The organism is Rhizobium sp. P43, from assembly GCF_056730705.1.
Genome location: NZ_CM161539.1, coordinates 517,733 through 543,686 on the forward strand (window position 1 = coordinate 517,733; position 25,954 = coordinate 543,686).

Sequence of the window (25,954 nt, forward strand, 5' to 3'; positions counted from 1 at the left end):
GAGCGCAAGCTTTCATGGCTGTCACGTTTGTGCCAAGATCGGACATATAGGTTTTGAGACTGACCAAAGGCAGAAAATATAATCGATTAGAGTTGCGTTGACATTCTCTGGTCAGCATCGCAAGAAGGCATCCCATGCGCATTTTTGGAGTTCCGGCGGCAATCGTGCATCACTCGATCAGACAGACTTTTGACCGTGCCAAGGCACGTTTTCTAAAGCCCCTCCTGATCGCGGGTGCGCTGTTTTCGCCCATGCTGGCAGCCGATGCTGCTCACGCCGAGTTCCGTGTCTGCAATGGCACCCAGAACTTGGTGGGGGTCGCGGTCGGTTACCGGGCGGAAGAGGGCTGGATCACGGAAGGCTGGTGGCAGGTTCCGGCCGGCACCTGTGCCACGCTGATCGAGGGCGAACTCCAATCGCGTTATTACTATCTCTATGCTGAGGATGCCGCTCGCGGTGGTCGCTGGACTGGTGACATCAACATGTGTGTTGCCGAAAACGAGTTCAAGATCGTTGGCGTCAATGACTGCTTCACACGCGGCTATCAGCAGATGGGGTTCAAGGAATACGACACCGGCAGGCAGGGGAGCTGGATGGTCCAGCTGTCCGATTCGTCGGGCACCCAGGAAAGCCAGAACTGATGAAGCGCAACCGCAAAGTAAAGATCCTCGCCACGCTTGGTCCCGCCTCTTCCGATGAGGCGATGATCCGGAAGCTTCATGAAGCCGGGGCCGATCTTTTCCGCATCAACATGAGCCATGCCAGCCATGATCTGATGCGGACGCTGGTTCAGCGGATCCGCAATGTCGAGGCCGCCTGTGGCCGTCCTATCGGCATTCTTGCCGACCTCCAGGGCCCGAAGCTGCGTGTCGGCAAGTTTGCCGAGACAACCGTTGAGCTGAAGGCCGGTCAGACGTTTACGCTCGACAACAAGGATGTGCCAGGCGATGCGACCCGCGTCTATCTCCCGCATCCGGAAATCCTGGAATCGGTGAAGCCCGGCGACCGTCTGCTGATCGATGACGGCAAGCTGCATCTGAAGGCCGAGAAGTGCGACGGCAAGAGCATCGTGACGACCGTTGTGTCGGGCACCAAGATCTCCGACCGCAAGGGCGTCAGCCTGCCCGACACCATTCTCGCGACCGGCGTTTTGACCGACAAGGACCGCGCCGACCTCGATGCGGTTCTGGCCGTCAATGACGTCGACTGGGTGGCTCTCTCCTTCATCCAGCGTCCGGAAGACCTGGCGGAAGTCCGCAAGATCGCCAAGGGCCGCGTCGGCCTGATGTCGAAGATCGAAAAGCCGCAGGCGATCGAGCGCATCGACGAAATCATCGAACTGTCCGACGCCCTTATGGTTGCCCGTGGTGACCTTGGCGTTGAAATGCCGCTCGAGCGCGTGCCCGGCATCCAGAAGCAGCTGATCCGCGCCTGCCGCCGCGAAGGCAAGCCGGTCGTCGTCGCAACCCAGATGCTGGAATCGATGATCACGGCACCGGTCCCGACCCGTGCGGAAGTCTCCGACGTTGCGACCGCCGTCTTTGAAGGCGCCGACGCCATCATGCTCTCGGCTGAATCGGCATCCGGCCAGTATCCGGTCGAAGCGGTGGCAACCATGGCCTCGATCGCCGAGACCGTCGAGCGCGAGCCGCATTATCCCGGCATCATCTACGCCCAGCGCGCCCAGCCGGAAGCCACCGGCGCCGACGCCATCTCGCTAGCTGCCCGCCAGATTGCCGAGACGCTGCGTCTGCAGGCGATCGTCTGTTACACGTCTTCGGGCAATACGGGTCTGCGCGCGTCGCGCGAACGCCCGGAAGTGCCGATCATCGCGCTGTCGCCGGTCATCCAGACCGCACGCCGCCTGTCGGTCGTCTGGGGCCTGCACTGCGTCGTCTCCTCGGAGCCGACCGACCTCGACGACATGGTCAACCGCGCCTGCCGCATCGTCGTCGAAGAAGGTTTCGGCAAGCCGGGCGACCGTATCATCATGTCGGCCGGCGTTCCGCTCGGTACACCCGGCTCGACCAACATGCTGCGCATCGCCTATATCGGCTCGGACGGCCAGACGGGGATCTGAGGATCGCCGATCTCAAGGATCTGGAAAAGCCGCCTTCGTGCGGCTTTTTTCATGGCGGCTATTGGCCCGCCTGAAGGGAAGGGGCGGCACCCGTCGGCTCGACGCGTGTCGCGGCGAGGCGCGGTTCCACGGCTCGCGCCATGGCCTGCAGATCGCGCTGCTCACCGCCGATCTTCTCCAGGGCGGCAATGACGATGTCGGTGACGATATAATCCGGCTTGTGGCCGAGCCCTCTGATCCAGACGAGTTCTGAGCCCTTGATGTCGCGGGCGAGGCCCTTGGAATGGATCTCCTCCAACACGATCTCGTCGCTGTCGCCGGTGATGACAACAGTCGGCTTGTTGATCTCCCTGTAGCGAGGCGCAAAGCCGGTGACATAGGCATGCAGCCCGGCCACATCCCTGGCGTTGGAGCGGAAAGTCGAGGGGCGCAGGACAAGGGTTGGGCCTGTGTCCTCAATGTAGTTCGTTGGGTGCGGATTGGGCGCAAAGACATGGTCGGTCGCTGCTGCGATCCGCATCATGCCGGCATGCAGGGCCAGCGTGTGGCAGAAGATCGGGCCGATCACCGGTTCGGAGGCGAGGTGGTAATACCAGTCAACGCCGCCCGGCCAGGGGTGCGTGGCGGCGGCGAGGAAGGCCAGACCCTCGACCTTATCCGGATGCAGCACGCCAAAGCTTGCGGTGATCGCGCCGCCGAAGGAATGGCCGACAATGATCGCCCGCTCGATCCCCTTCTTCTCCATCAGTTTCGCGATGGCATTGGCCTGCCCGTCGGGCGTGTCATTCTCCGGGCCGCCACGCTCCGAATAGCCGTGTCCCGGTCTGTCGACAAAGAGAAGCTCCGCCCGGCCCCGCAGCCGCTCCAGGAAGGCGCCTGCCTGGTCCCGGAGATTGCCCGAAGCGCCATGGATGAAGACGATCGGTGGAAGGTCTGCCTCGGGTCCAGCGGGAACGTGGAGGGCGTTCAGGCTGTAACCGCCGACATCGGTCAGTTCCCCGATATTCGGTGTCTGAGCCGTAATGGCACGGGCACGGACCTGTGTGGCCATGGCCAGCGCTGCCAGTAGGGCGATAAGGATGAGGAGGATGATGAGCAAGACGAGACCGATACGGGGTAGGAGCAAGAGCAAGGCTTCCGAGCTGGACGATATGGCAACAAGATCGTGCTGCACTGCCGTTCGTCAAGGGAAGTCGGTTTGCCTTACGTCCGCTGGCCAGCCAGTTCTTCCGAGAGCTTGGAGACGATCTCCTGGGCCTCGCGGTCGGCGGGGAAGACGTCGAGATAGCGTTCCCAGGCCTTCAGCGCTGCATCCTTGCTGCCGCGCTCGGTGAGGATGCCTGCAAGGCCGGCGATGGCGCCGAAGTGGCGGGGTTCGAGTTCCAGCACCTTCTCGATATCGGAGACGGATTTCTTGTAGTTGCCCATGCTGAAATGCAGGGTCGCCCGCTGGTTCCAGGCGCCGACAAACTTGGGATCGAGAATGATCGCCCGGTCAATGAAGTCGAGAGCAGCGGCGTTACGCTTCTCAGCAGCGGCCTTGGCAGACCATTGCATCAGCAGGTTGATGGTCGGGCTCGACGACTCGCTCCAGGTCGCCATGGCCGTGTTGGCGATCTGGCGTGCGGCTTGCGGATTGCGCTCGCGTTTCAGCTCCGCCAGCAGGTCATCTACGGTCTTGGGCTTTCCGGGTTCCTTGAGCGGGATCCGTTCCACCGGCGTTTGGGTTGCCCCGGCCCCGTCGAGCTCCTCGGGCGACTGCGCGGCAACGGCTCCGGCGAGGAGCAGGGCTGGCAGCAGCGGAAGGGTGAGGGCGAGTCGCAAAGAAAAACGGCGCATGAAGGGAAGGTAGTCCCTCAGCGCCGTCTTTCAAACTCACATTTCCGATATCAACACGCCGCAGAAGCGGCGGGCAGTCCGTCATGGCTCATGGGCTCCGGAGAGCCCGGGGCATCAGCCCTGGCGAGCCTTGAAGCGCGGGTTCTGCTTGTTGATGATGTAGATACGGCCCTTGCGGCGAACCAGACGGTTGTCGCGATGACGGGCCTTAAGCGCTTTCAGCGAGTTCTTGATCTTCATTTTTCTGGTCCACAACGATTGTCGGGGAATGTGTCATTCACCCACTGTGTTCAAACAATCAAAAGCGCGCCGCTGGGCGCGCCCTTGAAGAGTTGGCGGCAATTAGCCCGAGGGAGGCCTTGCTGTCAACATGCCCGGCGGAAAATGCCGGACACATCAGGCTAAAAAACCGGGAAAATCAGTCGCGAAACGGCAGGATTTCGGTGACGTGACCCATCTTGCGGCCAGGGCGGGCTTCCGTCTTGCCATAGAGATGGACCAGCACATTCGGCTTTGCGAGCCAGGCCGGGACAGAATCGATGTCGTCGCCGATCAGATTCGTCATCACGCAATCGGAGTGGCGCACGGTATCGCCAAGCGGCAGAGAGGCGACCGCGCGGATGTGCTGCTCGAACTGCGAGACGATGCAGGCGGCCTCCGTCCAGTGGCCGGAATTGTGCACGCGCGGGGCGATCTCGTTGGCAATCAGGCTACCGTCTGCCAGCACGAAGAACTCCATGCCGACGACGCCGACGTAAGCGAGGCCTTCGAGAAGCTTGGTCGCGGCCTCGCGGGCTGCGGCTGCCGTCTCCGGCGTGATCGCAGCCGGCTGGGTCGAGGTGTGCAGAATGCCGTTGCGGTGAACGTTTTCCGTCGGATCGTAGCAGCGGATTTCGCCTGCGCTGTTGCGGGCGGCGATGATCGAGACTTCGCGGACAAAGGGCACGAAGCTTTCGAGGATGAGCGGGACGGAGCCAAGGGCTTCGTAGCCACCAGCAGCAGAATCACCCTTGCGATAGACCTGCTGGCCCTTGCCATCGTAACCGAGACGGCGGGTCTTCAACACGCCTTCATCTCCGAAATCGCCAAGCGCGGCTTCCAGGCCAGACTGGCTGTCGACGGCGTGGAAGCGTGCCGTCTCGATGCCGGATGCGTTGAGAAAACGCTTTTCCGTGACGCGGTCCTGGGCGACTTCAAGCGCCTTCGGCGGCGGATAGACCGGCACGCTGGCAGCCAGCGTCTCGGCGGCTGATACGGGCACGTTCTCGAATTCGTAGGTCACGACATCGCAGAGGCGGGCAAGTTCCGCGAGCGCTGCCGGATCGTCATAGGCGGCTGTGATCTGCTGGTTCGCGACCTGAGCGGCTGGGCTGTCGGCCTGGGGCTCGAGGATCACGGTGCGGAAATTCAGCCGGGCTGCGGCCATGGCCAGCATGCGGCCCAGCTGGCCGCCACCGATGATGCCGATCGTGCGGATGGTCATGGGGCCTCGTCTACGGGATATTCGGCGACCGAGGCCGTCTGGCGCTCGACCCATTCGTCGAGTCGCTCTGCCAGTTCGTCGTCGAAGACGGCGAGCACGCGGGCGGCGAGCAGGGCGGCATTGACCGCACCGGCACGGCCGATGGCGAGCGTGCCGACCGGAATGCCGGCCGGCATCTGGACGATGGAGTAGAGGCTGTCGAGGCCGGACATCGTCTTCGACTGCACGGGTACGCCGAAGACGGGAAGCGTGGTGAGCGAGGCGACCATGCCGGGCAGGTGGGCGGCCCCGCCGGCGCCGGCGATCACCACCTTGAAGCCCTCGTCGCGGGCCCCCTTGGCGAAAGCATACATGCGGTCGGGCGTACGGTGTGCCGAAACGATGCGGGCTTCATAGGAGACGCCGAGTGCGTCGAGCGTGTCGGCGGCATTTTTCATGGTTTCCCAGTCGGACTGGCTTCCCATGATGATGGCGACGGGCGGGCACTCAGCTGTCATCAGGCTATCCTTATGCCGTCACGTTGTGCTGTCAGGCGATGATGTCGGGAATGATCTGGTCTTCCAGCGCGGTGATCTTGTCCTTGATCGACAATTTCTTTTTCTTCATGCGCTGAATTCGAAGGGCGTCGCAGCCGACCGTGATCATGGCATTGATCGCCGCATCATAGTCCTCGTGCTCCTGGCGAAGCCGTGCCAAAGAGAGCCTGATGTCGGCCTGTTCCTGATCGGCCATGCTTGTTCCCCATTAACGCCGTGTGGCCCATCCTTTAAGGATGCCCGGAAGATTCGCGCAAGCTCCTATCACCAAATACCGGTAACGGGAAGTTATCCCTGTCTTCGTTTTTGATGGTCGAATGTCACGACTTGGCCTTCGACAAACCGCATTTCTCGTGTCACATTATCTTCGCAAAGCCTGAAACTCCAGCGGATGAGGGCTGGAGGTAGGCGATAAGGAAGGACGCATCAAATGACCATACAGGCTCATCTTGAATCGCTGCAGAAGAAGCATGGAGCGCTCGAGGAACAGCTCCATGACGCGCTTGCATCTCCCTCCGTCGATGATCGGCACATTGCCGAACTGAAGCGCCTGAAACTGCGCCTCAAGGATGAAATGGAACGCCTGAGAGCCTCCACACGCCACTGATACCACCCTTCCGGCTGTGCCGGGATTAGGCGGACCCAAAGACCAATCCCGATGTATTCATGAAGCAGCCAATACAACACCCTCGGCCCCGGAGTTCTGTCGACTTCGGGGCTTTTGTTTTGTCGGTCCTGGAAAAGTCTTGAGAGGGTCAGGACCAGAACTGGTCCAGCCACATGTTCATGCGGTCGAAGCCTGGCCGATGAATGAAGTAGATGCGGCGCGTGCCTTCCGAGCGGACATCGACAAGGCCACTATCCAGAAGCGCCTTCAGATGCTGGGAAACGGCGGGACGGCTGATCGGCAACTGGGCGGCCAGTTCATTGACGGTTTTTTCCCCCCGGCGCAGATCCTCCAGGATGTGTCGCCGGTTCGGGTCTGCGATCGCCATGAACGGGTCTGCGTTCGTCATAAACTGACGGTACGGCAAACCCCGCATGGCGACAAGATCCGATGTGCAGCGCAGCAAGCCTGAGTGGGACACAAATTTCCGTGTCAGAGCCCGAACAGTCCCCGGCTTCCGTCCCAGAGCAGCTTGCTGCCCGCGATCAGCACCATGCCGTACATCAGCGGATAGAAGATGGCCGGTTTCAGGTGGCGGACGAGGCGGGCGCCGGCGAGGGTCGACACCAGGGCCACCGGCAGCAAGGCTGCTGAGAGGCTGAGATTGGTGGCGTCGAGTTCCCCAAGCGCGAAATAGGGGATCACCTTGATCGCGTTCAAGATGGCGAAGAAGCGGGTGGAAGTGCCGGTATAGGTCAGCGGGTCGAGCTTCAACGGCAGGACATAGATCTGAAAGGGCGGGCCGCCGGCATGGGCGACAAAGCTCGCATAGCCCGACAGGGAGCCCCAGAAGCTGCCGGCGATCGGCCGTTGTCCGGCGGGTGCCGTTTCCTGGCCCTTGTAGGCGGCCCAGCTTTCAATGAAGTACTTGAGCGAGAAGACGATCGATATCCCGCCGAGAACGAGACGCATCGCGTCCGCCGAGACATAGGTCGAAGTTGCCCAGCCCAGCCCGATGCCGATCACAGCACCCGGCAGCATGGCAATGAGGGTCGCGCGGTTGTTGTGATGGCGCCATGCCCAGAGTGCCACGGCATCCATGACCAGCAGGATCGGCAGGAAAATCGCCGCAGCCTGCATGGGCGGAACGGCAAAGGCGAGCAGTGGCACGCCGATCAGCGCGAAAGCGCCGCCGAGACCACCTTTCGAGAGACCAACGAGGGCAACGGCGGGAATGGCGACGGCATAGAAGTTCGGGTCTGTCAGCATTGCGCGGTTGATCCTTTTGGAAGAGCGGTCTATCGGATTTGTCCAGAGAAAACGAGGACGAAATCCGTCGAAACGGACCTGTCCCGCACACGGAAACACCGCGCATGACTGAAAATCGCTGCCGCCTCGTCCTCATCGTTCCCGATATCCCCGACACCGCCCGGTGCGCCGAGGTCGTCAAAAACGCATTGCGCGGGGGCGATGTCGCCTCGGTGATCGTGCCGCAATACGGCCTCGACGATACCGTGTTCCAGAAACATGCCGAGGCGATCGTGCCGGAAATCCAGGCGGCGGGCGCTGCGGCTCTTGTCGTCGACAACAGCCGCGTCGCCGGCCGGGTGAAGGCCGACGGGCTGCACATCACCGGGAATGCCGAGATGCTCGCCGAAGCCGTGGAGAAGCACACGCCGAAGCTGATCGTCGGTGGCGGCAATGCCATGGACCGCCACCATGCCCTGGAGATCGGCGAGATCCAGCCAGACTATATCTTCTTCGGGAAGATCGATGGCGACATCAAGCCGGAGGCCCATTCCAAGAATATCGCACTCGGCGAATGGTGGTCGTCGATGATCGAGATCCCGTGCATCGTCATGGGCGGCGCGGACCCGTCATCGGCCGTTGTCGTTGCCGAGAGCGGTGTGGAATTCGTGGCACTCGGCAAGGCTGTTTTCGACGACCCGTCCCAGGCTGCCGCAATCGTGACCCGGGTGAATGCCGAGCTTGACGAAAAAGCGCCACGGTTTGAAGATTGAACCGCCTCATGCGTTCAATCTCGCCCACCCATCGTCTGATTCTTGCCGCGCTTGCCGGGGCATGCCTTTCCCTGGCAAATCCTGCCATCGCGCAAGACAGCGAGGACGGTCTGGAGATCGGTGATGCACCGGCGATCTTGCCTGCCGATCCCTCCGACGCGGGCGCAATCGAGCGCGGCGCACGGCCGAGCAGCAGCACGGGTGACGCAAACAGGCTCGACCGCGGCGATCGGGATGCGACGCCGCCTGTGACGAAAGGCGCAAAGCCGACCAAGGGCGATAAGCCGGACGAGCTGCAGGGCATCAATATCTATCTGCGGATGGGCGCGCCGCTGCCGGACCTGCCACCGGAAAAGCCTTTCGAAGGCAAGCCAGACGAGGCCTATGGCGCGTTTCAGCGCGGTCTCTTCCTCACCGCTGTCGACAAGGCTCTGCCGCGGGCGCAGCTCGGTGATCCTGCCGCACAGACCCTGCTTGCCGAGATCATGTCCCGCGGGCTTGGGGTCAAGCGGGACCTGAAGGGTGCCGCCTTCTGGTATGGCCAGGCCGCCCAGGGCGGAGATCCTGCAGCGATGTTCAAATATGCCCTGCTTCTGATGGAGGGCCGGGAGGTCCCGCGGGACAAGGCGAAGGCTGACGAGTACATGCGGCGTGCCGCCGATGCCGGCAATGGATCGGCCCAGTTCAACTGGGCGCAGATCCTCGTTTCCGACAATCCGGGTGTTCGCGGCCTGACCATGGCCATGCCCTATTACGAGAAGGCGGCCGAGCAGGGTATCGCCGATGCGCAATATGCGCTGGCGCAGGTTTATTCGGCTTTGAAAGATGTGCCGCCTGAGAAAAAAGCGCGGGCGCGCGAATGGATGCTGCGCGCGGCGCGTGCCGGCTTTGATACGGCTCAGCTCGACATGGGTCTATGGCTGGTCAAAGGTTACAACGGTCCGCGCGATTACGAAGCGGGTTACCAATGGCTGAGCATTGCGGCAGCGCGCGGCAATGTCGTAGCGCAGAACCGGATTGCGCATCTCTATATCAACGCGCTGGGCACCGGCCCCAATCCGGTCGAGGCGGCCAAGTGGTATGTCCTTTCGCGGCGTGCCGGTCTCACCGATCCGGCGCTTGAGGATTTCTATCTCGGGCTCAACGAAGAGCAGCAGAAACAGGCGATCGATCTCGCCAATCGCTTCAGGCGGATCTGACGCCGCGTTATCTGCCGGAGGGCGGGCCTTGGACTTGATCGATGTCTTTCAACGTCTTGGCCTTGCGATTGCCATCGGTGCAGCCGTCGGGGTGGAGCGGCATTGGCGGGAGCGTGATGAGCCCGAGGGTGCGCGTATTGCCGGCATCCGCACCTTTACGCTGATTGGCATGACGGGCGGAATTGCGGGGCTGCTGGACGGCTTGTTTTTGACCTCCGGTCTCTCCGGACTGATCATTGCGACTTTCCTCGGTGCAATTGCGGTGGTGTTGCTTCGCTTCGGTCTGATGGAGGCGCGGGCGCAAGGGACGTTCAGCGCAACCACCGTCATCGCCGGAATTACGACCTTCGGGCTCGGCGCGCTTGCGGTTGTGGGGGATATGGCGGTTGCCTCCGCTGCCGGGGCTGCGATGGTTGCCTTGCTTTCCAGCCGCGAATTCCTGCATGGCGCGATCCGGCGCTTGACCTGGGTCGAGCTGCGCTCCGCCGTCGTGCTGCTTGCCATGGGTTTCGTGCTCCTGCCGCTCATTCCCGCCGACCCCTACGGGCCCTTTGGCGGTGTTTCGCCGCGCAACCTGCTGATCCTGGTCATCCTTCTCGCCTCGATTTCCTATGCCGGTTATGTTGCCGTGCGTCTGATCGGTGGTGGACGTGGCGATCTGGTGGCGGGTGCGGTTGGCGGACTTGTCTCATCGACTGCAACAACCCTTGCCATGGCCCGGCAAAGCCGCAGCGTGACGACTGCGGCCGGTCCGGCAGCCGGCGCGATCGCGGCGGGCAGCGTCTCGTTGATCCGCACTGCGCTGCTCCTTCTTGCTTTGTCTCCAACGCTCGGTTGGCAATTGTTGCCGGGGCTCCTCGTGGCAGGTGGCCTGATGCTTGCCGGCGCGGTAGCAATCCTCAGCCGTGCCGACGACCTGTGGGAAGCGGATCTGCCGGGTAATCCCTTTGAATTGTTGCCGGTGATCAAGATGGCCGCGCTGATCACGACGGTTGCCTTTGTTGCGCGTGCGGCAAGCCAGATCTTCGGTGATGGCGGCCTTTACATCGTCTCGGCCATTACCGCATTGGCGGATGTCGATGCAGTCACGGTCACCGTCGCCGGCATGCTTCCGACGCTTCCCATGAATGTGGCACTGATCGCTGTCGGGATCGCGGTGACGGCGAATATGGCTGCAAAGGTGGTTTACGCGGGCATGGCAGGCAGCCCTGGCTTCGCGCTCAGGCTGGCATTTGCCTCCACTGTCGCGGTCGCTGCCGGCCTGCTGGTCACGTTTGCTGCAGGGCACGTCTGACGCGCATGCATGGGCCGAAACGCCCATCCCCCTTGAATTCCGGCGGCATTTGTGGTCTTGAACCCGCCAAACATCGCCGCCGTCGCGTGCTCGTCCGTTGCCGCCTTCCGGCGCCTCCCAGTTTCAAGGAATTCGATACATGGCCCGCTCAGCCCTTCTCAATGTCATGGTTCAGGCCGCACTCAAGGCCGGCAAGTCGCTGTCGCGCGATTTCGGCGAAGTGCAGAACCTGCAAGTCTCGGTGAAAGGCCCCGGCGATTTCGTCTCGCAGGCCGATTTCCGCGCCGAGAAGATCGTTCGTGAAGAACTCTTGAAGGCACGCCCGACCTATGGCTTCCTCGGTGAGGAAGGCGAAGAGATCAAGGGCACCGACGGCGCGCATCGCTGGATCGTCGACCCGCTCGACGGCACGACCAACTTCCTGCACGGCATTCCGCAGTTTGCCGTCTCGATCGCGCTTGAGCGCAATGGCGAAATCGTCGCCGGCGTAATTTTCAACCCGGCGACCGACGAACTCTACACGACGGAAAAGGGCGGCGGCGCCTTCCTCAACGATCGCCGTATCCGCGTCGGCGCCCGCAAGGCGCTTTCCGATTGCGTCATCGGTTGCGGCGTGCCGCATCTCGGTCGCGGTCAGCACGGCAAGTTCCTCGTCGAACTGCGTCACGTGATGGGCGAAGTCTCCGGCGTTCGCCGCATGGGGGCAGCCGCCCTCGACCTCGCTTATGTCGCTGCCGGCCGTCTCGACGGTTTCTGGGAAGCGCAACTCAATGCCTGGGACATCGCAGCCGGTATTCTCCTGATCAAGGAAGCCGGTGGCTTTGTGTCCGACATGAAGGGCGGCCAGGAGATGTTCGAGAACGGCACGGTGCTGGCCGGCAATGAGTATATCCGCAAGGCGCTGGAAGAGGTCGTGAACCGCCCGGTGCCGCAGGCCTGATTTCGACCTGAGGGAAAATTTTCCCAAAGTCGGCGGCTTCAATTCGTCTCATTTTTGCACTAGCCTCCGGGTCCAAGATTCCCCGGAGGTTGAGCGTATCATGGCGAAAGTGAAGTTGGAGGATCTCGAGGTGGGCGAGACCCGCCCGGGCGCATACGGCCAGAAGCTCTCCAGCCCGATGCCCTTCTTCACGACGATGGTGATCTTCCTGATCATCGTGTGTTTTATTGCGGCAATCCTCTACCGCCAGGCGCATGCCGCCTTCATCACCAATCCCGGCCTGAATGGCCTGATCCTCGGCGTTCTCGCCGTCGGCATCATCCTCGTCTTTGCCCAGGTTCTGGCGCTTCGACCGGAAGTGCGGTGGTTCAATTCCTTCCGGGCCGCCGGTGACAATGCGATGCTGGTCGGCCGCGACCCGAAGCTTTTGGCACCGATGCGGGCCCTGATCGGCGGTCGCCGCTCCATGGCGATCTCGACCACGGCTCTCCGGTCCATCCTCGATTCGATCGGCACGCGCCTCGATGAGTCGCGTGATACGAGCCGCTACCTCATCGGCCTCCTCGTCTTTCTCGGCCTGCTTGGAACCTTCTGGGGTCTGATCGGCACCATCGGGTCTATCAATGAGGTCATCCAGTCGCTCGACCCGGCCTCGGGCGACAGCAACGATATTCTGCAGTCGCTGAAGTCTGGCCTCACTGCGCCGCTTGCCGGCATGGGAACGGCGTTTTCGTCGTCACTGCTGGGCCTTTCCGGCTCGCTGATCCTCGGTTTCCTCGACCTGCAGGCCGGCCGCGCACAGAACCGTTTCTACACCGAGCTTGAGAACTGGCTTTCCTCCGTTACCGATCTCGATTCCGAGCGTCCGCAGGTCTCGGATGCGACAGCTGCCGTTGCCAGCGACGATATCCGTCTCCTGGTTGCCGAGATCCAGAAGCTTGCCAATCGCGAAGGCAATGATCGCTCTGTGGCCGCAATAGCCGGGCTTGCAGAGGGCATCCAGGGGCTGGTCAAGAACATGCGCAATGAGCAGCAGATGCTGCGCGACTGGATCGAGGCACAGCAGGAGGATGCCCGGGCCATGCGCAAGACGCTGGAGCGGCTGAACGACAAGATCGGCGGGGCGAAGTAAATGGCGCTGGGGCGCAATCGTCGCCGCGAGCGCGGGATCGACTACTGGCCGGGCTTTGTCGATGCCTTGTCGACGCTCCTGCTTGCCATCATGTTCCTGCTCACCGTCTTCGTTGTTGCCCAGTTCATTCTGGGCCGAGAGATTTCCGGCAAGGACGAAGTGCTCAATCGGTTGAACAGCCAGATTGCCGAACTGACGCAGCTGCTCGCTTTGGAAAAGAGCGGCAAACAGGATCTCGAAGATACGCTTGCGGCGCTGCAGTCCTCGCTTGCGACCTCCGAGACCGAGCGGTCACGGCTGCAGCAATTGCTCGACAGCGGAGCGGGCTCCGCTGAAGCCGCGAACGAGCGGGTCGGGCGCCTGACCGGCGAGCTCGATGCCGAAAGACAGGTGAGCGCCCGGGCGATGAGCCAGATCGAGCTGTTGAACCAGCAGATCGCGGCACTTCGCGCGCAGATCGCTGCGGTCGAAGAGGCGCTCCAGGCGTCCGAGGCGAAAGATCAGTCGTCGCAGGCGCGAATTGCTGATCTTGGTCGCCGTCTGAACGTGGCGCTCGCCCAGCGCGTGCAGGAGCTCAACCGCTACCGGTCCGACTTCTTCGGGCGTCTCAGGGAGATCCTCTCTGACCGCGAGAATATCCGCATCGTCGGCGACCGTTTCGTCTTTCAGTCGGAAGTCCTCTTCCCGGTCGGTGGTGCCGATCTCGATGCTGCCGGACAGGCGGAGATGGACAAGCTTGCCGCTGCCGTACTGGAGCTCGCGCAGGAAATCCCCGCCGAGATCAACTGGGTGCTGCGCGTCGATGGTCATACGGACGCCTCGCCGCTCACGGGAACGGGGCGTTATCGTGACAACTGGGAGCTTTCCTCCGCCCGTGCAACCTCGGTGGTCAAGTATCTGATCTCGCGGGGTGTGCCGGCGAACAGGCTTGTCGCGGCGGGCTTCGGCGAGTTCCAGCCGATCGCCGAGGGCGATACGCCGGAGATCCTGGCCCAGAACCGCCGTATCGAGTTGAAGCTTACCGAACGCTGATATTACCCGTGATTGTTTGTGTGCCAGACAACTTGCACGCCGACTTACGTGCGCGTAAAGGTAAGAAAACGCTCGGTGGGAGGGTGGCATGCAGGAATTCGATGTCGTCGTGATCGGGGGAGGTCTGGCCGGTCTCGTTGCGGCTACGGAGGCGGTCGATCGCGGGCTGAAAGTCGGCGTGATCGACCAGGAAGGTGAGCAAAACCTCGGCGGTCAGGCCTTCTGGTCGCTCGGAGGTCTGTTCTTCGTCGATAGCCCCGAGCAGCGGCGGATGCGTGTTCGCGACAGCTTCGAGCTTGCCCGACAGGACTGGTTTGGCTCGGCCGCCTTTGACCGCCCCGAGGATTTCTGGCCGCGCCAATGGGCTGAGGCCTATCTACAGTTCGCAGCCGGCGAAAAGCGCAGCTGGCTGAAGGCGCAGGGCATGAGCTGGTTTCCCGTCGTCGGCTGGGCGGAGCGGGGCGGGGGTCATGCCGACGGGCACGGCAATTCGGTGCCGCGCTTCCATGTGACCTGGGGAACAGGGCCAGGCGTGCTTGCGCCCTTCGTCCGCCGCGCCAAGGTGGCAGCCGATGCGGGCAAGCTGACCTTTCTTTTCCGTCACCAGGTTGACCGCTTGACCGTCACCAACGGCGTCGTGACGGGCGCAATCGGCGTGCTGCTGGCCGGTGACGCGACCCCGCGCGGTGGCTCCAGTTCCCGCAATGTTGTCGGCGATTTCGAGGTCAAGGCTGGCGCCGTCATCATTGCCTCCGGCGGCATCGGCGGCAATCATGATCTCGTTCGCAAGAGCTGGCCGGTCGATCGTCTTGGTCCAGCACCGAAGCACATGGTCGCGGGTGTGCCCGCTCATGTGGATGGACGCATGTTGTCGATCACCCAGGCGGCCGGTGGCGAGATCATCAATGGCGACCGCATGTGGCACTATACCGAGGGCCTGAAGAACTGGGACCCGATCTGGCCGAACCATGGCATCCGCATCCTGCCGGGACCCTCTTCCTTCTGGTGCGATGCCGACGGCAACCGTTTCCCGGCACCGGCCATGCCGGGCTTCGACACGCTCGGCACGCTGAAGGCCATCCGGGCGCGTGGGCACGAGTATTCGTGGTTCATCCTCAACAAGGCGATCATCAAGAAGGAATTCGCCCTGTCCGGCTCCGAGCAGAACCCGGACCTGACGGGCAAGGATATTCCGCTTTTGTTGAAACGGCTCGGCAAGAACCCGCCAGGGCCGGTGCAGGCCTTTATGGACAAGGGCGAGGATTTCGTCGTCCGCGATAATCTGGAAGATCTCGTCGCCGGTATGAACGAGCTTTGCGGCGAGCACCGGCTCGGTGTGCATCATGTGCGGGCGCAGATCGAGGCGCGCGACCGCGAGATGGAGAATACCTTTTCCAAGGATGCGCAGGTTGTCGCCATCAGGGGTGCTCGCAACTATCTCGGCGACAAGCTGATGCGCACGGCAAAGCCGCACCGGTTGCTTGACCCCGCAGCCGGTCCGCTGATCGGGGTGCGCCTGCATATCCTCACACGCAAGACGTTGGGCGGCTTGCATACGGATCTGGAAGGTCGCGTGCTCAACCGCGAGAACAAGCCGGTGCCGGGGCTTTATGCGGCAGGCGAGGTCTCCGGCTTCGGCGGCGGCGGCATGCATGGCTATAACGCGCTTGAGGGCACCTTCCTCGGCGGCTGCCTGTTTTCCGGTCGTGTGGCGGGGCGCAGCGTCGGGCGCTGATCACTTGAGCCGGATTGAAATGCAAAGGGCGGTGTCTTGTGCGCCGCCCTTCTCGTTTGTCCGGTGACTGTGCTCAATCCATCCGCACGTTGGCGTCCTTGACCACCGGTGTCCACTTGGCGATCTCCGCCTTCACATGCGTTGCCAGTTCCTCCGGCGAGGAGGCAACGATGGTGGCGGAAAACTCCTGCATCCGCTCGGCAACGCCGGGATCGGCCATGGCCTTGACGGCGGCGGCATTCAGCCGGTCGACAACCTCCTTCGGCGTGTCCTTGGGGGCAAAGAGCGCGTTCCAGGTATAGGTCTCATAGCCCGGCAGGCCTGCCTCGGTCATGGTCGGAATGTCGGGGAAGGAGGGTGCCCGTTCGGCCGTGGTCACGGCAAGCGCCCGCAGCGTGCCGGCCTTGATATGGGCAGACGAGGAGGGGAGGTTGTCGAACATGATCGACACCTGGTTGCCGAGCAGATCATTGAGCGCCGGGCCCGATCCCTTGTAGGGGATGTGCTCCATGGTGACGCTGGCCATGGACTTGAACAACTCGCCGGAGAGATGCAGCGGCGTGCCATTGCCCGACGAAGCGTAGCTCCACTTGTCCGGCTCGGCCTTCAAGAGCGCCAGAAGCTCCTCGACCGACTTTGCCGGCAGTTCGGGATTGACCACCAGCACGTTCGGCACCAGCACCAGAAGCGAGACGGGGGTGAAGTCCGCTTCGGCGTCATAGGGCTTGGATGTCAGGATCAGCGGGTTGAGCGCGTGGGTGGCGACCGTGCCCATCAGAATGGTGTAGCCATCCGGTTCGGCCCGGGCGACATTGCCGGCGCCCAGGCTGCCGCCGGCGCCGGCGACATTCTGCACGACGACCTGCTGGCCGAGATCCTCGGACATCTTCTCGGCTATCACGCGGGCGACGACATCGGTCGATCCGCCTGCGGCAAAGGGAACGACGAGCGTCACCGGACGCTCGGGAAAAGCGGCCTGAGCCTGGGCCGCCATCATCAAGCCGGCGATCAGGCTTCCGGCAAAAAGCGATTTACAGAACGACATGAATACTCCTCCATCCAATGTCTGATGTTCCCAGCTGCTCCTCCAGCAACGGGCACGGAGGGGAGTGTGGCAGGCCTCCGGATGCATTCAACTGCAGGTCTCAGACGGTGGATGTCGGGGGACGCCCGCTCGCGTCAAACGGGTGGAAATCCACCCATTTGTGGCAAAAGACTGGGTGGATTTCCACCCGTCGGGTCCGTCGCTTATTGCGCCGCTGCGGTAAAGTCGCGGCCGCCGGTCTCGAATTGCAGGCGCGCGAGCTTTGCGTAGAGGCCTCCCTGCTGGATGAGGCTCTGATGCGTGCCTTCCTCGACGATGCGGCCGTCGTCGAGCACCAGGATGCGATCGGCCTTCAACACCGTCGCGAGGCGATGGGCGATAACGATGGTCGTGCGGTCGCGCATCAGGCCGTCGAGGGCTTTCTGGACCAACGTTTCGCTTTCGGCATCGAGCGCCGACGTTGCTTCGTCGAGGAGAAGCAGCGGGGCATCGCGCAGCAGGGCGCGGGCGATGGCGATGCGCTGGCGCTGGCCGCCGGAGAGGGTCACGCCGCGTTCGCCAACCAGCGTATCAAAGCCGTTTTCGAGCCGTCCGATGAATTCGCTGGCTTGAGCCGCTTCGGCTGCGGCCTCGACCATGGCGCGGGTTGCGTCCGGCGACCCGAACGAAATGTTGTCGTGGATCGACGAGGCAAAGATCGTTGTGTCCTGGGGAACGATCGCGATCCGGGCGCGCACAGCCTGCGGATCGGCCTCGCGGATATCGACGCCGTCGAGGCGGATGGTGCCGGAGGCCGGGTCGTAGAAGCGCAGAATGAGCGAAAAGATGGTGCTCTTGCCCGCGCCCGAGGGGCCGACGATTGCGACCGTCTCGCCGTGTGCGACCGAGAAGGAGAGGCCGTTGAGCGCCGATTTGCTCTTGGTCGAGGGATAGGTGAAGTGGACGCTGTCGAATGTGATGCTGCCCTGGGCCGGTTCGGGAAGGGCCTTCGGCACGGCGGGTGCTGAGATCGCCGGGTGTTCGGCAAGCAGTTCATGCAGGCGCTCGGCTGCCCCTGCGGCCTGGGAGAGTTCGCCCCAGACTTCCGACAGCGTGCCGAGCGAGCCGGCGGCGATCAACGAATAGAGGAGGAACTGGCCGAGCGTGCCGCCGCTCATGGTGCCAGCCAGCACGCTCTGGGCGCCGTACCAAAGAACGCCAACGACGCTGCCAAACACGAGGGCGATGGCAACACCGGTCAGCAGAGCACGAGACTGGATGGCCGAGCGCGCCGCTTCATAGGCGCTTTCAACAGCGCCAGAGTAGCGACTGCGGGCTGCGTCTTCAGCGTTGAAGGCCTGCAGGGTGCGCGCAGCACCGATCACCTCGCCGGCATATGACGAGGCTTCAGCCAGCGTATCCTGGGCGGCGCGGGAGCGTTGGCGGACAGAGCGACCGAAGCCGACCAGCGGGAAGACGATGACGGGGATTGCCGCCAGCACCATGATCGACAGCTTGGGGCTGGTGGCGATCATCATTCCAACGGCGCCGAGACAGAGGATGGTGTTGCGCAGCGCCAGCGATGCGGTGGCGCCGACAGCTGATTTCAGCTGAGTCGTGTCGGCCGTCAGGCGCGAAACGATCTCGCCGGATTGGTTGATGTCGTAGAAGGATGGCGACAGTTTCGTCACATGGGCGAAGACATCGCGGCGCAGATCGGCCACCACGCGCTCACCGATGGTGATGACATAGTAGTAGCGAAGGGCGCTTGCGACCGCGAGCACGAGTGCCATGACGATCATCATGGCGAAGTATTTGTTGATGAATTCGCTATCCGCAGCCTGGAACCCATGGTCCAGCATACGCCGAATGGCGATCGGCAGGGCGAGCGTGGTTGCGGCTGCCAGGCACAGGAAGATCAGTGCCGCAGCAACAAGAGCCCTGTAGCGCTTGAGATAGGGCAGGAGGCTGGTCAGAGGCTTCAGAGAGCGGCGTTTCTTGTCTGTGGTATCGGCTTCCAAGGTCACTCTGTCATGCTCCTTCAGTGCCACCTAGCTTTCGCGCCATGGCACTTGTTATCCCTGCGCCCTTCATGTATAGGCACGGCATCGAATTGGGAAGCCGTAGCCCATAAGGACTGCGGCTTCATCTATTGAATAGGTCTCGCTGACGCAATTGCGGCACATGGACCCCACGGCACAGCAGGAATAGAACCATGAAGGCTGACATCCATCCCGACTACCACGTCATCAAGGTCGTCATGACCGATGGCACCGAATACGAGACTCGTTCGACCTGGGGTTCGGCTGGCGCCGTCATGAACCTCGAAATCGACCCGAAGTCCCATCCGGCCTGGACCGGTGGCAACCAGCAGCTGCTGGACCGCGGTGGTCGCGTTTCCAAGTTCAACAAGCGTTTCGGCGGCCTCGGCCTCTGATCGTTCGAACGATCCGCATACGCAAAAGCCCGGCCATCGTGCCGGGCTTTTCCGTTTCTGGCTGTCCAACACGTGTTCAGATCGCCTTGATGCGATCCGCGATTTCGTCGAGCGCCAGATCGTGTTTCTGGGCGAGCACACGGCCGAATTTTTCGAGATCGGCGATGTTGCCCGGCGTGGCATCGTCCAGTGCATCATTAGGACCGACCAGCGGTGCGTCGAGGCGGAAGTAGTTCAGGCTCGCCTTGTTGTCCAAGGTCACTACCGTTGCCCCCTCGGCGAAGGATGGCGGCTCTCGATTGAGCAGCTTGTTGAGCTGATAGGATGCCGTACTCGACTGGCCTTGCATCAGGACGGAGATCAAGGGCGTGTCGTTGGCCGGATTGATCCAGCCACCGGCGCCCCAGCTCTTCGCTTGCTGATATGGGATCTTGCGATTGGCCGAGCCCGTTCCGAGTGACAGAATCACCATCTCCTCGCCATCGTCGCGCCACCCGAGTTTGGAACCCTCGACATAGGCCGCCATGGCCGGGTCGTTGGCGAAGACCCCGCCATCGATCAGTGGCAGCATGGGCGTCTGGCCGTGGGCGGTCTTCGCCAGGTCCTCCACCAGCGCCGGCTCGAAATAGGTCGGTGCTGCCGAAGAACCGCGTACCGCCTGCCAGAAGTAGAATCGCTCGTGGTCCTTATCGGCATTGGTGATGAAGACTGCACGGCGGGCATGGATGTCATAGGCGGTAATCAGGACCTTGCCGAACGCGTCCTTCACTTCCGTGCGTTGGCCCAGCATGTCGATCAGGATCTTTTCAAGCGCTGCCGCGCTGTAGCGTTCCTCGAAAAGCCCTCCGAAATTGGCCATCTTGCGGAAGAGGCCAATGTCGAAAATGTCCGGTCCCTTCTTCTTGTAGAGATCGAGCAGTGTCTTCGGATCGGCGGCAGGCTCGGCTTTTTTGCCTGGCCGGGGGCAGGTGAGGCCGGCGGCAATGATCGCCCCCGTTGACGTCCCCGCAATCAGGTGGAAGTAGCGATGCAAAGGCAGCGTCTTGCCCTTGGCCGCCAGCTTCTCAACGAGCACGGTTAAAACGACAGCCGGAATAACGCCCCTGATGCCGCCGCCATCAATCGATAAGATGAACTTGGTCATGAACCCCTCCCTTTTGAAGAAGGGAGCAGTGTCGCATATTATTTAAAGTTGTAAATATGAGGTCTATGCAATCTCGCGATCCTGAGGCCGATCAAAAAACCCGGCGCAGCTTTCGCTGGCCAGGTTGAGATTGTGCTGGCGGATGGATCAACCTGCGTTAAAGGCCGTACGCAGAAGGTTGAGCTGGGCCTGGACACTGTTTTCGTTGTCCGGCTGGAAGTCCTCTTCTGCCGGGCGATAGATTTCGCGGTCGAGCAGCGCGATGCGGTTCTGCAAGCGCAGCGAACGCTCGACGAGGTCGCGGAAGGCTTCCGGAAGGTCGTTCCAGCCCGGGGCAGCACGGTCGACGTTGAAGCCGTCGAGGCGCACCTTGCTCTTTTCAGAGATCACCTGGTCGCGGCTCATTTCGCCATTGTTGACGGCGCGCTGCAGCAGCAGCCAAGAGGCCATCTGCATCAGGCGGGTGGTCAGGCGCATCGATTCCGCTGCGTAAAGGACCGAGGCCTGGCGCGGCAGAACCTTGGCGGCTGCGCGGCCCGGGCCGTCGAGGTAAGCTGCGGTTTCTTCGACCAGACCCATGCCCTCGGCATAGGTCGCCTTGAACTGGCTGGATGCCGCAACACGACCGGCGAAGCTAACCGTATTCATACCGAGTTCAGACATGGATGTTTCCCTGTAAACGCATCACTGAGGCATGTAACGACAGCGCTACTAACTTGTTCCTGCCGCATTTCGTGGGGCTACGATGCTACCAATAGCCCAAATCCGCAAGGCGAAACTTAAGGAAGGGTTAATTCCCACAATTTCGTGAAACCTTTGCCGCTTTGGACAAAAAAAGAGCCGCAAATGCGGCTCTCAAGGTAAAACAGGGAGAAAATCAGACCACGCCAAAAAAAGGTTTCGCCTGAATCCAGGAGAACTGGATGTGCCGAGTTTCCCCCAAAAGGCTTAACGCCAAGTAAACGGATAATTGAAATTTGCGTCTTTTGCGGGCGTCCCTGTAGAAGTCGTCCCCTATACTTTGGGCCCAAAGAGACTGTCGGCTGCGCGCCGGCCTGCGTCCTTGCGATCGATTTCGCTCCTGATTCGCGCGATCTCCGCTTCCAGAAGCGCGATTCTGTGGCGCAATTCATCGGCAGAGATGGTCGATAGGTCGCAGCCGATCTCGTGGCCGGTGCTCCGCTTGCGGGGTTCTTCGTCGATGATCATGCGCGTGCCTCCCTGCGGATATCATCGCCGAGATCATCCTGTTCGGGCAAGGGGGCTGCGCGCGGATCGAGGCTCAGGCCTTCCGGCGTGCTGCTCATGGGCGAGGCGGAGATCGGCAGGTTCGGCACGTTCTCGCGGTCTGCGGCCGGGATCGCGGCGCGCGTGCGGCTGCGATAGATGGCGTAGGCTGATATCAGCAGATGCGAAATGGCAGTGACCGCAAACAGGGCGTGAGGCCCTGCCGCCGTCATCACGGGACCACCAATCGTTGGGCCGATGATCGTGCCGATGCCAAAGAGTAGCAGCAGTCCCCCGGAAACCTTGACGAATTCATCCGGCTTGGCGAAGTCATTGGCATGGGCGACGGCGATCGGATAGAGCGCATTGGCTGCTGCGCCATAGATCCCGACGAGCACGAAGATCCAAAGCGGATCCGTCGGTGTCAGGAAGACGAGGGCGACGGCTGCGAAGGCGGCAAGCGCTGACAGAGCCGCCAGCACGTAGCGGCGATCGATGCGGTCCGACAGCTTACCCGCAGGGAACTGCATGACGGCGCCGAGGAAGATGGTCACCGAGAGCAACAGGGCGATGGTCGAGGGATCAAGACCGGTTCGGGAACCGAAGACGGCGCCGAGCGTGCCATAGGCACCGTTGGCGATGCCGATCAAAAGTATACCGACGAAGGAGACAGGTGAGTTGCGGTAAAGCAGCGGCAGGTCGAGCTTGATCGACTTCAAAGGTTGCGGCGTGGCTGCGGTCGACATCAGCGTCGGCAGGACGGCGAAGCCGTAGACGATGCCGCAGATCATGAAGAGGATGGTTGTCTGCGGATCGAGAGGGCCGACCAACATCTGGCCTGCCACGACGCCGATCAGCGTGATCGAAATGTAGAGCGAGAAAATCATCCCGCGGCTCTCGTTGGTGGCACGCTCGTTCAGCCAGCTTTCGATGATCATCGAGGTGCCTGCTGTGCAGAAGCCGGTGATCACGCGCAAAACGACCCACCAGGTCGCATCGACGATGATGCCGGTGAGAAGGGCGTTGACCGAGATCAGCGAGACAAAGGTGGAGAAGGCGCGGACATGGCCAACCCGCATGACCAGCTTCGGCGCGACGAAGCAGCCGAGCACGAAGCCGGCAGCCCAGGTGGTGCCGAGCAGACCGAGCACTTCGTTCGAATAACCCTCGGCCGCGCCGCGCACTGGCAGCAGCAGGCCGTGCAGGCCGTTTCCAAGGAAAAGGAAGAGCGTGCCCAGAAGCAGGGCCATTACCGGCAGAAGATTGCGTCGCATGGTATTCTTGTCGATTGGTGTGGGGCGCCCGGTCCGGGGCAGCACGGCAAGGTTACAGTAGACGGATGTTCCTACCGTTGTCTGAATGTCACCTTGGTGCTTGCAGGAAATCCTTCTGACGGGCAAAAGTGACAGCGGTGTGGCTGCGTCACTGCATCAAGCGCTGCCAGCGCGGTTTCCCGCGCAGGCTCCACAAGGAATTTCGATGACCAAGGCCATTTCCGCCTTCCTGATCCTCGCCATGATCGTTCAGGTGATCAGGCCGCTCGGCCTTCCAGGCTTGCGGCGGCGCAGCGATTTCTGGAAGCTGGCGGTTGTCGCCTTCGTCACCTGGTCGGTGACGCTGTTGATCCGACCATAGGGGAACACGTCAATTGGGCGTGCCGGCCTTCTCCGTCTTCCACTCGGGCAGGGGGAAGAGGCGGTCATAGGCCCAGTTGAACACGAAAGCATAGACCAGGTAGAAGAGCGCGAAGGCAACGTCCATGACGAAGGCCTGCCAGAGGCTGATCCCGAGATACCAGGCGATGAACGGCATCAGGACGATCAGCAGGCCGACTTCAAAGAGAATGGCGTGAATCACGCGCATCGGCAGCGACTTCAGCGTTGTGCCGGTGAAGTGGCGCAGCGTGTGGTCGAAGCCGAGATTGTACAGATAGTTCCAGGCCGTCGCGAGTGTGGCGCTGACCACGCCGACGATACCGATGTCGGTGGCCGGTATGGAAAACGCCCAGCTGCCCAGCGGGATGATGAGCGCAAGTCCGATGACTTCGAAGCTGATGGCGTGGCGAATGCGGTCTGCGACGGTACGCATGTTCCTCTCTCCGGGAAACAGGCGGGTCGTCCCGCATCATCTTCAAGCCCAAGTTGGGGAGGTCGTCCTCGAAGCCCGATATAGGCCCGGAGGCCTGACGCGGCAAGGATCATCTGCTGACAGTTTCAGCAAAAGCACAAGGTTTGAGCGTTATCGGAGGCCTGGTTGCCCTTCTGTCACAGGTGGATTTCGCCACGGGTTACGAGAACCGAGCTGCCGCTGATCTCGACGTAATCAAATAGTCCGTCCCGTGTGGCGATGGCCAGGCGGATGAGGCTACGGCGGCCCATTTCGACACCCTGTTCGACCAGGAGATGGCGCGTTTCGGGTGCCGGCCCAAGCGTGGTCAGGAAGGCACCCAGCGCTGCCGAAGCGCTGCCGGTCGCCGGATCTTCCGCGACGTTGTCGAACGGGGCAAACATGCGCGCACGCAGATGGTCCGCACCGACCCAGGTGTAGAGGAAGGTGGCGCAGTCGCAGTCTTCGTCCGCATGCGCCTGGCGCAGGGCGGTCAAGGGATCCAGGCGAGACGCGGCGCGTGCCAGCGCTTCCAGGTCAGCTACCTCCACGAGGATGAACTTCAGTCCGACCGAGGCGAAGACCGGTTTGTGTCGCCGTGTTTCGATGTCTTTCGTTGCGAGGCCCAGGCAGGGCGCGATGATCTCGGGTGAAAGCGTGGCGCCGATAGTCAGCGGCCCGGGCGCGCGTATCGTCGTTTCCGACACCTTGCCATCGGGGCCGCGCAAGACGGACACCTCGACAAGCCCGGCCTTTTCCTCAAAGCGAATATGGTCTTCCACGGGCTTGCCGAAGAGTTGGCCCTGCGAGGCCAGCACAAAGGCGGTACCGACATTCGGGTGTCCGGCAAACGGCACTTCGGTGACAGGCGTGAAGATGCGGACCTCGGCGGTATTCTCGGGGTTCTGCGGTGGCAGGACAAACGTTGTCTCGGAATAGCCGAATTCGGCGGCGATACGCTGCATGTCCGTTTCGCTCAGATCCCGCGCATCGGTGATGACGGCCAGCGGATTGCCGGCGAAACGGGTATCGGTGAAGACATCGACGGTGACGAAAGGGACGGTGCGAGATGTGCTGGGCATTGCGGCTCCCGAGGGTTGTTCCGCTCCCTGATAACGCAAGAAGCCCGGCGCGTGGCCGGGCTTTCGTGTCTTCATGACAAGTTCGTTTCCGTCGAGGCCAGCCTTTATTCGGCGGCCATGGCGCCGACCTTGATGACGCTGGCGGCATAGATCTGGTCGATCGTCCGGGCGATGCTGGCGTTGAACTCGGCATCGCTCATCGAGACGCGCAGCTGTTCGGCCAGCGCGCGCGAGAAGCTGGCGATCATGCCGTGGTTGCGGCTGAGCTTCTCGCAGGCGTCGATGGTGCTGTATCCGCCGGAGAGGGCGACCACGCGGACCACCGACTTATGGGCGACGAGCGGGGCGTAGAAATCGGCTTCCGTCGGAATGGTCAGCTTGAGCATGACCTTGTCGTCAGCCGGCAGCTTGTCGAGTTCGTTGGCGATTTCGTCGCGCAGGATGGCCTCGGCCTGGACCTTGGTTGGGCTCTTGATCGAGACTTCCGGCTCGACGATCGGAACCAGGCCCTGGCCGATGATCTGGCGGGCGACTTCGAACTGTTGGCGGACCACAGCGGCGATGCCGGCCTTGTCGGCATGGGCGATGACCGAGCGCATCTTGGTGCCGAAGATGCCCTTCTCGCGACCGCGGATCAGCAGCGCATCGAGCTCGGGCATCGGCTTCATCGTCTGAACGCCGTTCTCCTCGTCCAGCAGACCCTTGTCGATCTTGAGGAAGGGCACGACGCCGCGCTTCTGCCAGAGGAAGGACGGAACGGGCTCGCCGTCGACATCGCCATCCATGGTGCGTTCAAAGAGGATCGCGCCGATCACCTTGTCGCCGGTGAAGGCCGGGGCCTTCATGATGCGCACGCGCATGGCATGGATCAGGCGGTACATCTCGTCGTCACCGCTATAGTCGGTTTCCTGCACGCCGTAGAGACGCAGGGCGCCGGGTGTCGAACCGCCACTCTGGTCGAGCGCAGCGATGAAGCCGGGCGCCGAGGTGATCTTGTTCAACATTTTCGCGTCCACCATATCTCACTCCTATCCCT

Annotated in this window: 29 protein-coding genes; 12 read left to right on the forward strand and 17 right to left on the reverse strand. The window is 62.1% G+C overall.

Annotation, left to right across the window (positions count from 1 at the left end; genetic code table 11):
- Positions 1–251: 251 nt before the first annotated feature.
- On the forward strand, positions 252–641 hold the full coding sequence (locus AC1PUL_RS02420) for a DUF1036 domain-containing protein (protein ID WP_480468462.1): 390 nt from the start codon (positions 252–254) through the stop codon (positions 639–641).
- Entirely contained in the window at positions 641–2,080 is a 1,440-nt protein-coding gene (pyk, locus tag AC1PUL_RS02425) for a pyruvate kinase (protein WP_480466459.1), read from the forward strand. Before AC1PUL_RS02420 ends, pyk begins: the two co-directional genes overlap by 1 nt.
- 58 nt (positions 2,081–2,138) lie before the next feature.
- Here pyk and AC1PUL_RS02430 read toward each other — a convergent pair whose 3' ends face one another.
- The 6 genes from AC1PUL_RS02430 to AC1PUL_RS02455 form a co-directional block, all read right to left on the reverse strand.
- On the reverse strand, positions 2,139–3,170 hold the full coding sequence (locus AC1PUL_RS02430; RefSeq protein ID WP_480468464.1) for an alpha/beta fold hydrolase: 1,032 nt from the start codon (positions 3,168–3,170) through the stop codon (positions 2,139–2,141).
- A 113-nt stretch (positions 3,171–3,283) separates the two neighbouring features.
- Entirely contained in the window at positions 3,284–3,919 is a 636-nt protein-coding gene (locus AC1PUL_RS02435; RefSeq protein WP_480466460.1) for a tetratricopeptide repeat protein, read from the reverse strand.
- Positions 3,920–4,033: 114 nt separating this feature from the next.
- The gene (gene ykgO / locus AC1PUL_RS02440; RefSeq protein WP_006726873.1) at positions 4,034–4,159 is read right to left on the reverse strand and encodes a type B 50S ribosomal protein L36; all 126 of its coding nucleotides are present in this window, start codon (positions 4,157–4,159) and stop codon (positions 4,034–4,036) included.
- A 178-nt stretch (positions 4,160–4,337) separates the two neighbouring features.
- Positions 4,338–5,402 carry a 5-(carboxyamino)imidazole ribonucleotide synthase gene (locus AC1PUL_RS02445; protein ID WP_480466461.1) on the reverse strand — a complete coding sequence of 355 codons (1,065 nt, stop codon included), beginning with the start codon at positions 5,400–5,402 and terminating at the stop codon, positions 4,338–4,340.
- Positions 5,399–5,899, reverse strand: a complete 501-nt coding sequence (gene purE / locus AC1PUL_RS02450) for a 5-(carboxyamino)imidazole ribonucleotide mutase (RefSeq protein ID WP_480466462.1) — start codon at positions 5,897–5,899, stop codon at positions 5,399–5,401. The genes AC1PUL_RS02445 and purE overlap by 4 nt, the downstream gene beginning before the upstream one ends.
- Before the next feature lie 31 nt (positions 5,900–5,930).
- A complete protein-coding gene (locus AC1PUL_RS02455) occupies positions 5,931–6,134 on the reverse strand; it encodes a YdcH family protein (protein WP_113458565.1) in 204 nt (67 codons plus the stop codon).
- Between the two features lie 234 nt (positions 6,135–6,368).
- Between AC1PUL_RS02455 and AC1PUL_RS02460 the strand changes: the two genes are divergently transcribed.
- The gene (locus tag AC1PUL_RS02460; protein ID WP_185808860.1) at positions 6,369–6,545 is read left to right on the forward strand and encodes a YdcH family protein; all 177 of its coding nucleotides are present in this window, start codon (positions 6,369–6,371) and stop codon (positions 6,543–6,545) included.
- A 148-nt stretch (positions 6,546–6,693) separates the two neighbouring features.
- Here the strand turns inward: AC1PUL_RS02460 and AC1PUL_RS02465 are convergent, their stop codons facing one another.
- Both AC1PUL_RS02465 and AC1PUL_RS02470 read right to left on the reverse strand, forming a co-directional pair.
- Positions 6,694–6,954, reverse strand: coding sequence for an ArsR/SmtB family transcription factor (locus tag AC1PUL_RS02465; protein WP_298467444.1), 261 nt, complete (start codon positions 6,952–6,954; stop codon positions 6,694–6,696).
- Positions 6,955–7,037: 83 nt separating this feature from the next.
- Positions 7,038–7,814, reverse strand: coding sequence for a sulfite exporter TauE/SafE family protein (locus AC1PUL_RS02470; RefSeq protein ID WP_480466463.1), 777 nt, complete (start codon positions 7,812–7,814; stop codon positions 7,038–7,040).
- A gap of 104 nt (positions 7,815–7,918) precedes the next feature.
- Between AC1PUL_RS02470 and AC1PUL_RS02475 the strand changes: the two genes are divergently transcribed.
- The 7 genes from AC1PUL_RS02475 to AC1PUL_RS02505 all read left to right on the forward strand — a co-directional run bounded on the left by AC1PUL_RS02475 (position 7,919) and on the right by AC1PUL_RS02505 (position 15,898).
- On the forward strand, positions 7,919–8,566 hold the full coding sequence (locus tag AC1PUL_RS02475; protein WP_298467439.1) for a thiamine phosphate synthase: 648 nt from the start codon (positions 7,919–7,921) through the stop codon (positions 8,564–8,566).
- An 8-nt stretch (positions 8,567–8,574) separates the two neighbouring features.
- Positions 8,575–9,765: a tetratricopeptide repeat protein gene (locus AC1PUL_RS02480; protein ID WP_480466465.1), complete on the forward strand. Its 1,191-nt coding sequence runs from the start codon at positions 8,575–8,577 to the stop codon at positions 9,763–9,765.
- A gap of 28 nt (positions 9,766–9,793) precedes the next feature.
- Positions 9,794–11,059, forward strand: coding sequence for an MgtC/SapB family protein (locus tag AC1PUL_RS02485; RefSeq protein ID WP_480466466.1), 1,266 nt, complete (start codon positions 9,794–9,796; stop codon positions 11,057–11,059).
- A 139-nt stretch (positions 11,060–11,198) separates the two neighbouring features.
- Positions 11,199–11,999 carry an inositol monophosphatase family protein gene (locus tag AC1PUL_RS02490; protein ID WP_480466467.1) on the forward strand — a complete coding sequence of 267 codons (801 nt, stop codon included), beginning with the start codon at positions 11,199–11,201 and terminating at the stop codon, positions 11,997–11,999.
- Positions 12,000–12,099: 100 nt separating this feature from the next.
- Complete coding sequence (locus AC1PUL_RS02495; RefSeq protein ID WP_480466468.1) at positions 12,100–13,131, forward strand: flagellar motor protein MotA; 1,032 nt, start codon at positions 12,100–12,102, stop codon at positions 13,129–13,131.
- Positions 13,132–14,163: a peptidoglycan -binding protein gene (locus tag AC1PUL_RS02500; RefSeq protein ID WP_480466469.1), complete on the forward strand. Its 1,032-nt coding sequence runs from the start codon at positions 13,132–13,134 to the stop codon at positions 14,161–14,163. It abuts the gene before it with no gap.
- A gap of 88 nt (positions 14,164–14,251) precedes the next feature.
- Positions 14,252–15,898, forward strand: coding sequence for an FAD-binding dehydrogenase (locus AC1PUL_RS02505; protein WP_480466470.1), 1,647 nt, complete (start codon positions 14,252–14,254; stop codon positions 15,896–15,898).
- Between the two features lie 73 nt (positions 15,899–15,971).
- Here the strand turns inward: AC1PUL_RS02505 and AC1PUL_RS02510 are convergent, their stop codons facing one another.
- Together AC1PUL_RS02510 and AC1PUL_RS02515 are read right to left on the reverse strand one after the other, a co-directional pair.
- Positions 15,972–16,943 (reverse strand): Bug family tripartite tricarboxylate transporter substrate binding protein, encoded by a 972-nt coding sequence (locus AC1PUL_RS02510; RefSeq protein ID WP_480466471.1) that lies wholly within the window; start codon positions 16,941–16,943, stop codon positions 15,972–15,974.
- Positions 16,944–17,146: 203 nt separating this feature from the next.
- Positions 17,147–18,949 (reverse strand): ABC transporter transmembrane domain-containing protein, encoded by a 1,803-nt coding sequence (locus AC1PUL_RS02515; protein WP_480466472.1) that lies wholly within the window; start codon positions 18,947–18,949, stop codon positions 17,147–17,149.
- 188 nt (positions 18,950–19,137) lie between these two features.
- On the opposite strand from AC1PUL_RS02515, the gene rpmE reads away from it, so the two are divergent.
- Positions 19,138–19,359: a 50S ribosomal protein L31 gene (gene rpmE, locus AC1PUL_RS02520; protein ID WP_185808871.1), complete on the forward strand. Its 222-nt coding sequence runs from the start codon at positions 19,138–19,140 to the stop codon at positions 19,357–19,359.
- Positions 19,360–19,435: 76 nt separating this feature from the next.
- Here rpmE and AC1PUL_RS02525 read toward each other — a convergent pair whose 3' ends face one another.
- The 4 genes from AC1PUL_RS02525 to AC1PUL_RS02540 form a co-directional block, all read right to left on the reverse strand.
- Positions 19,436–20,503, reverse strand: coding sequence for a patatin-like phospholipase family protein (locus tag AC1PUL_RS02525; protein ID WP_480466473.1), 1,068 nt, complete (start codon positions 20,501–20,503; stop codon positions 19,436–19,438).
- A 147-nt stretch (positions 20,504–20,650) separates the two neighbouring features.
- Positions 20,651–21,166, reverse strand: a complete 516-nt coding sequence (rcdA, locus tag AC1PUL_RS02530) for a protease adaptor protein RcdA (protein WP_480466474.1) — start codon at positions 21,164–21,166, stop codon at positions 20,651–20,653.
- Between the two features lie 351 nt (positions 21,167–21,517).
- Positions 21,518–21,712: a DUF1192 domain-containing protein gene (locus tag AC1PUL_RS02535; RefSeq protein WP_480466475.1), complete on the reverse strand. Its 195-nt coding sequence runs from the start codon at positions 21,710–21,712 to the stop codon at positions 21,518–21,520.
- Complete coding sequence (locus tag AC1PUL_RS02540) at positions 21,709–23,004, reverse strand: MFS transporter (RefSeq protein ID WP_480466476.1); 1,296 nt, start codon at positions 23,002–23,004, stop codon at positions 21,709–21,711. The genes AC1PUL_RS02535 and AC1PUL_RS02540 overlap by 4 nt, the downstream gene beginning before the upstream one ends.
- Before the next feature lie 205 nt (positions 23,005–23,209).
- Between AC1PUL_RS02540 and AC1PUL_RS02545 the strand changes: the two genes are divergently transcribed.
- Complete coding sequence (locus AC1PUL_RS02545; protein ID WP_298467408.1) at positions 23,210–23,365, forward strand: hypothetical protein; 156 nt, start codon at positions 23,210–23,212, stop codon at positions 23,363–23,365.
- 9 nt (positions 23,366–23,374) lie between these two features.
- Here AC1PUL_RS02545 and AC1PUL_RS02550 read toward each other — a convergent pair whose 3' ends face one another.
- The 3 genes from AC1PUL_RS02550 to AC1PUL_RS02560 form a co-directional block, all read right to left on the reverse strand.
- The gene (locus tag AC1PUL_RS02550; RefSeq protein ID WP_480466477.1) at positions 23,375–23,818 is read right to left on the reverse strand and encodes a PACE efflux transporter; all 444 of its coding nucleotides are present in this window, start codon (positions 23,816–23,818) and stop codon (positions 23,375–23,377) included.
- 176 nt (positions 23,819–23,994) lie between these two features.
- A complete protein-coding gene (locus tag AC1PUL_RS02555; RefSeq protein WP_480466478.1) occupies positions 23,995–24,918 on the reverse strand; it encodes a PhzF family phenazine biosynthesis protein in 924 nt (307 codons plus the stop codon).
- Between the two features lie 104 nt (positions 24,919–25,022).
- A complete protein-coding gene (locus AC1PUL_RS02560; protein ID WP_480466479.1) occupies positions 25,023–25,937 on the reverse strand; it encodes a fructose bisphosphate aldolase in 915 nt (304 codons plus the stop codon).
- Between the last annotated feature and the right edge of the window lie 17 nt (positions 25,938–25,954).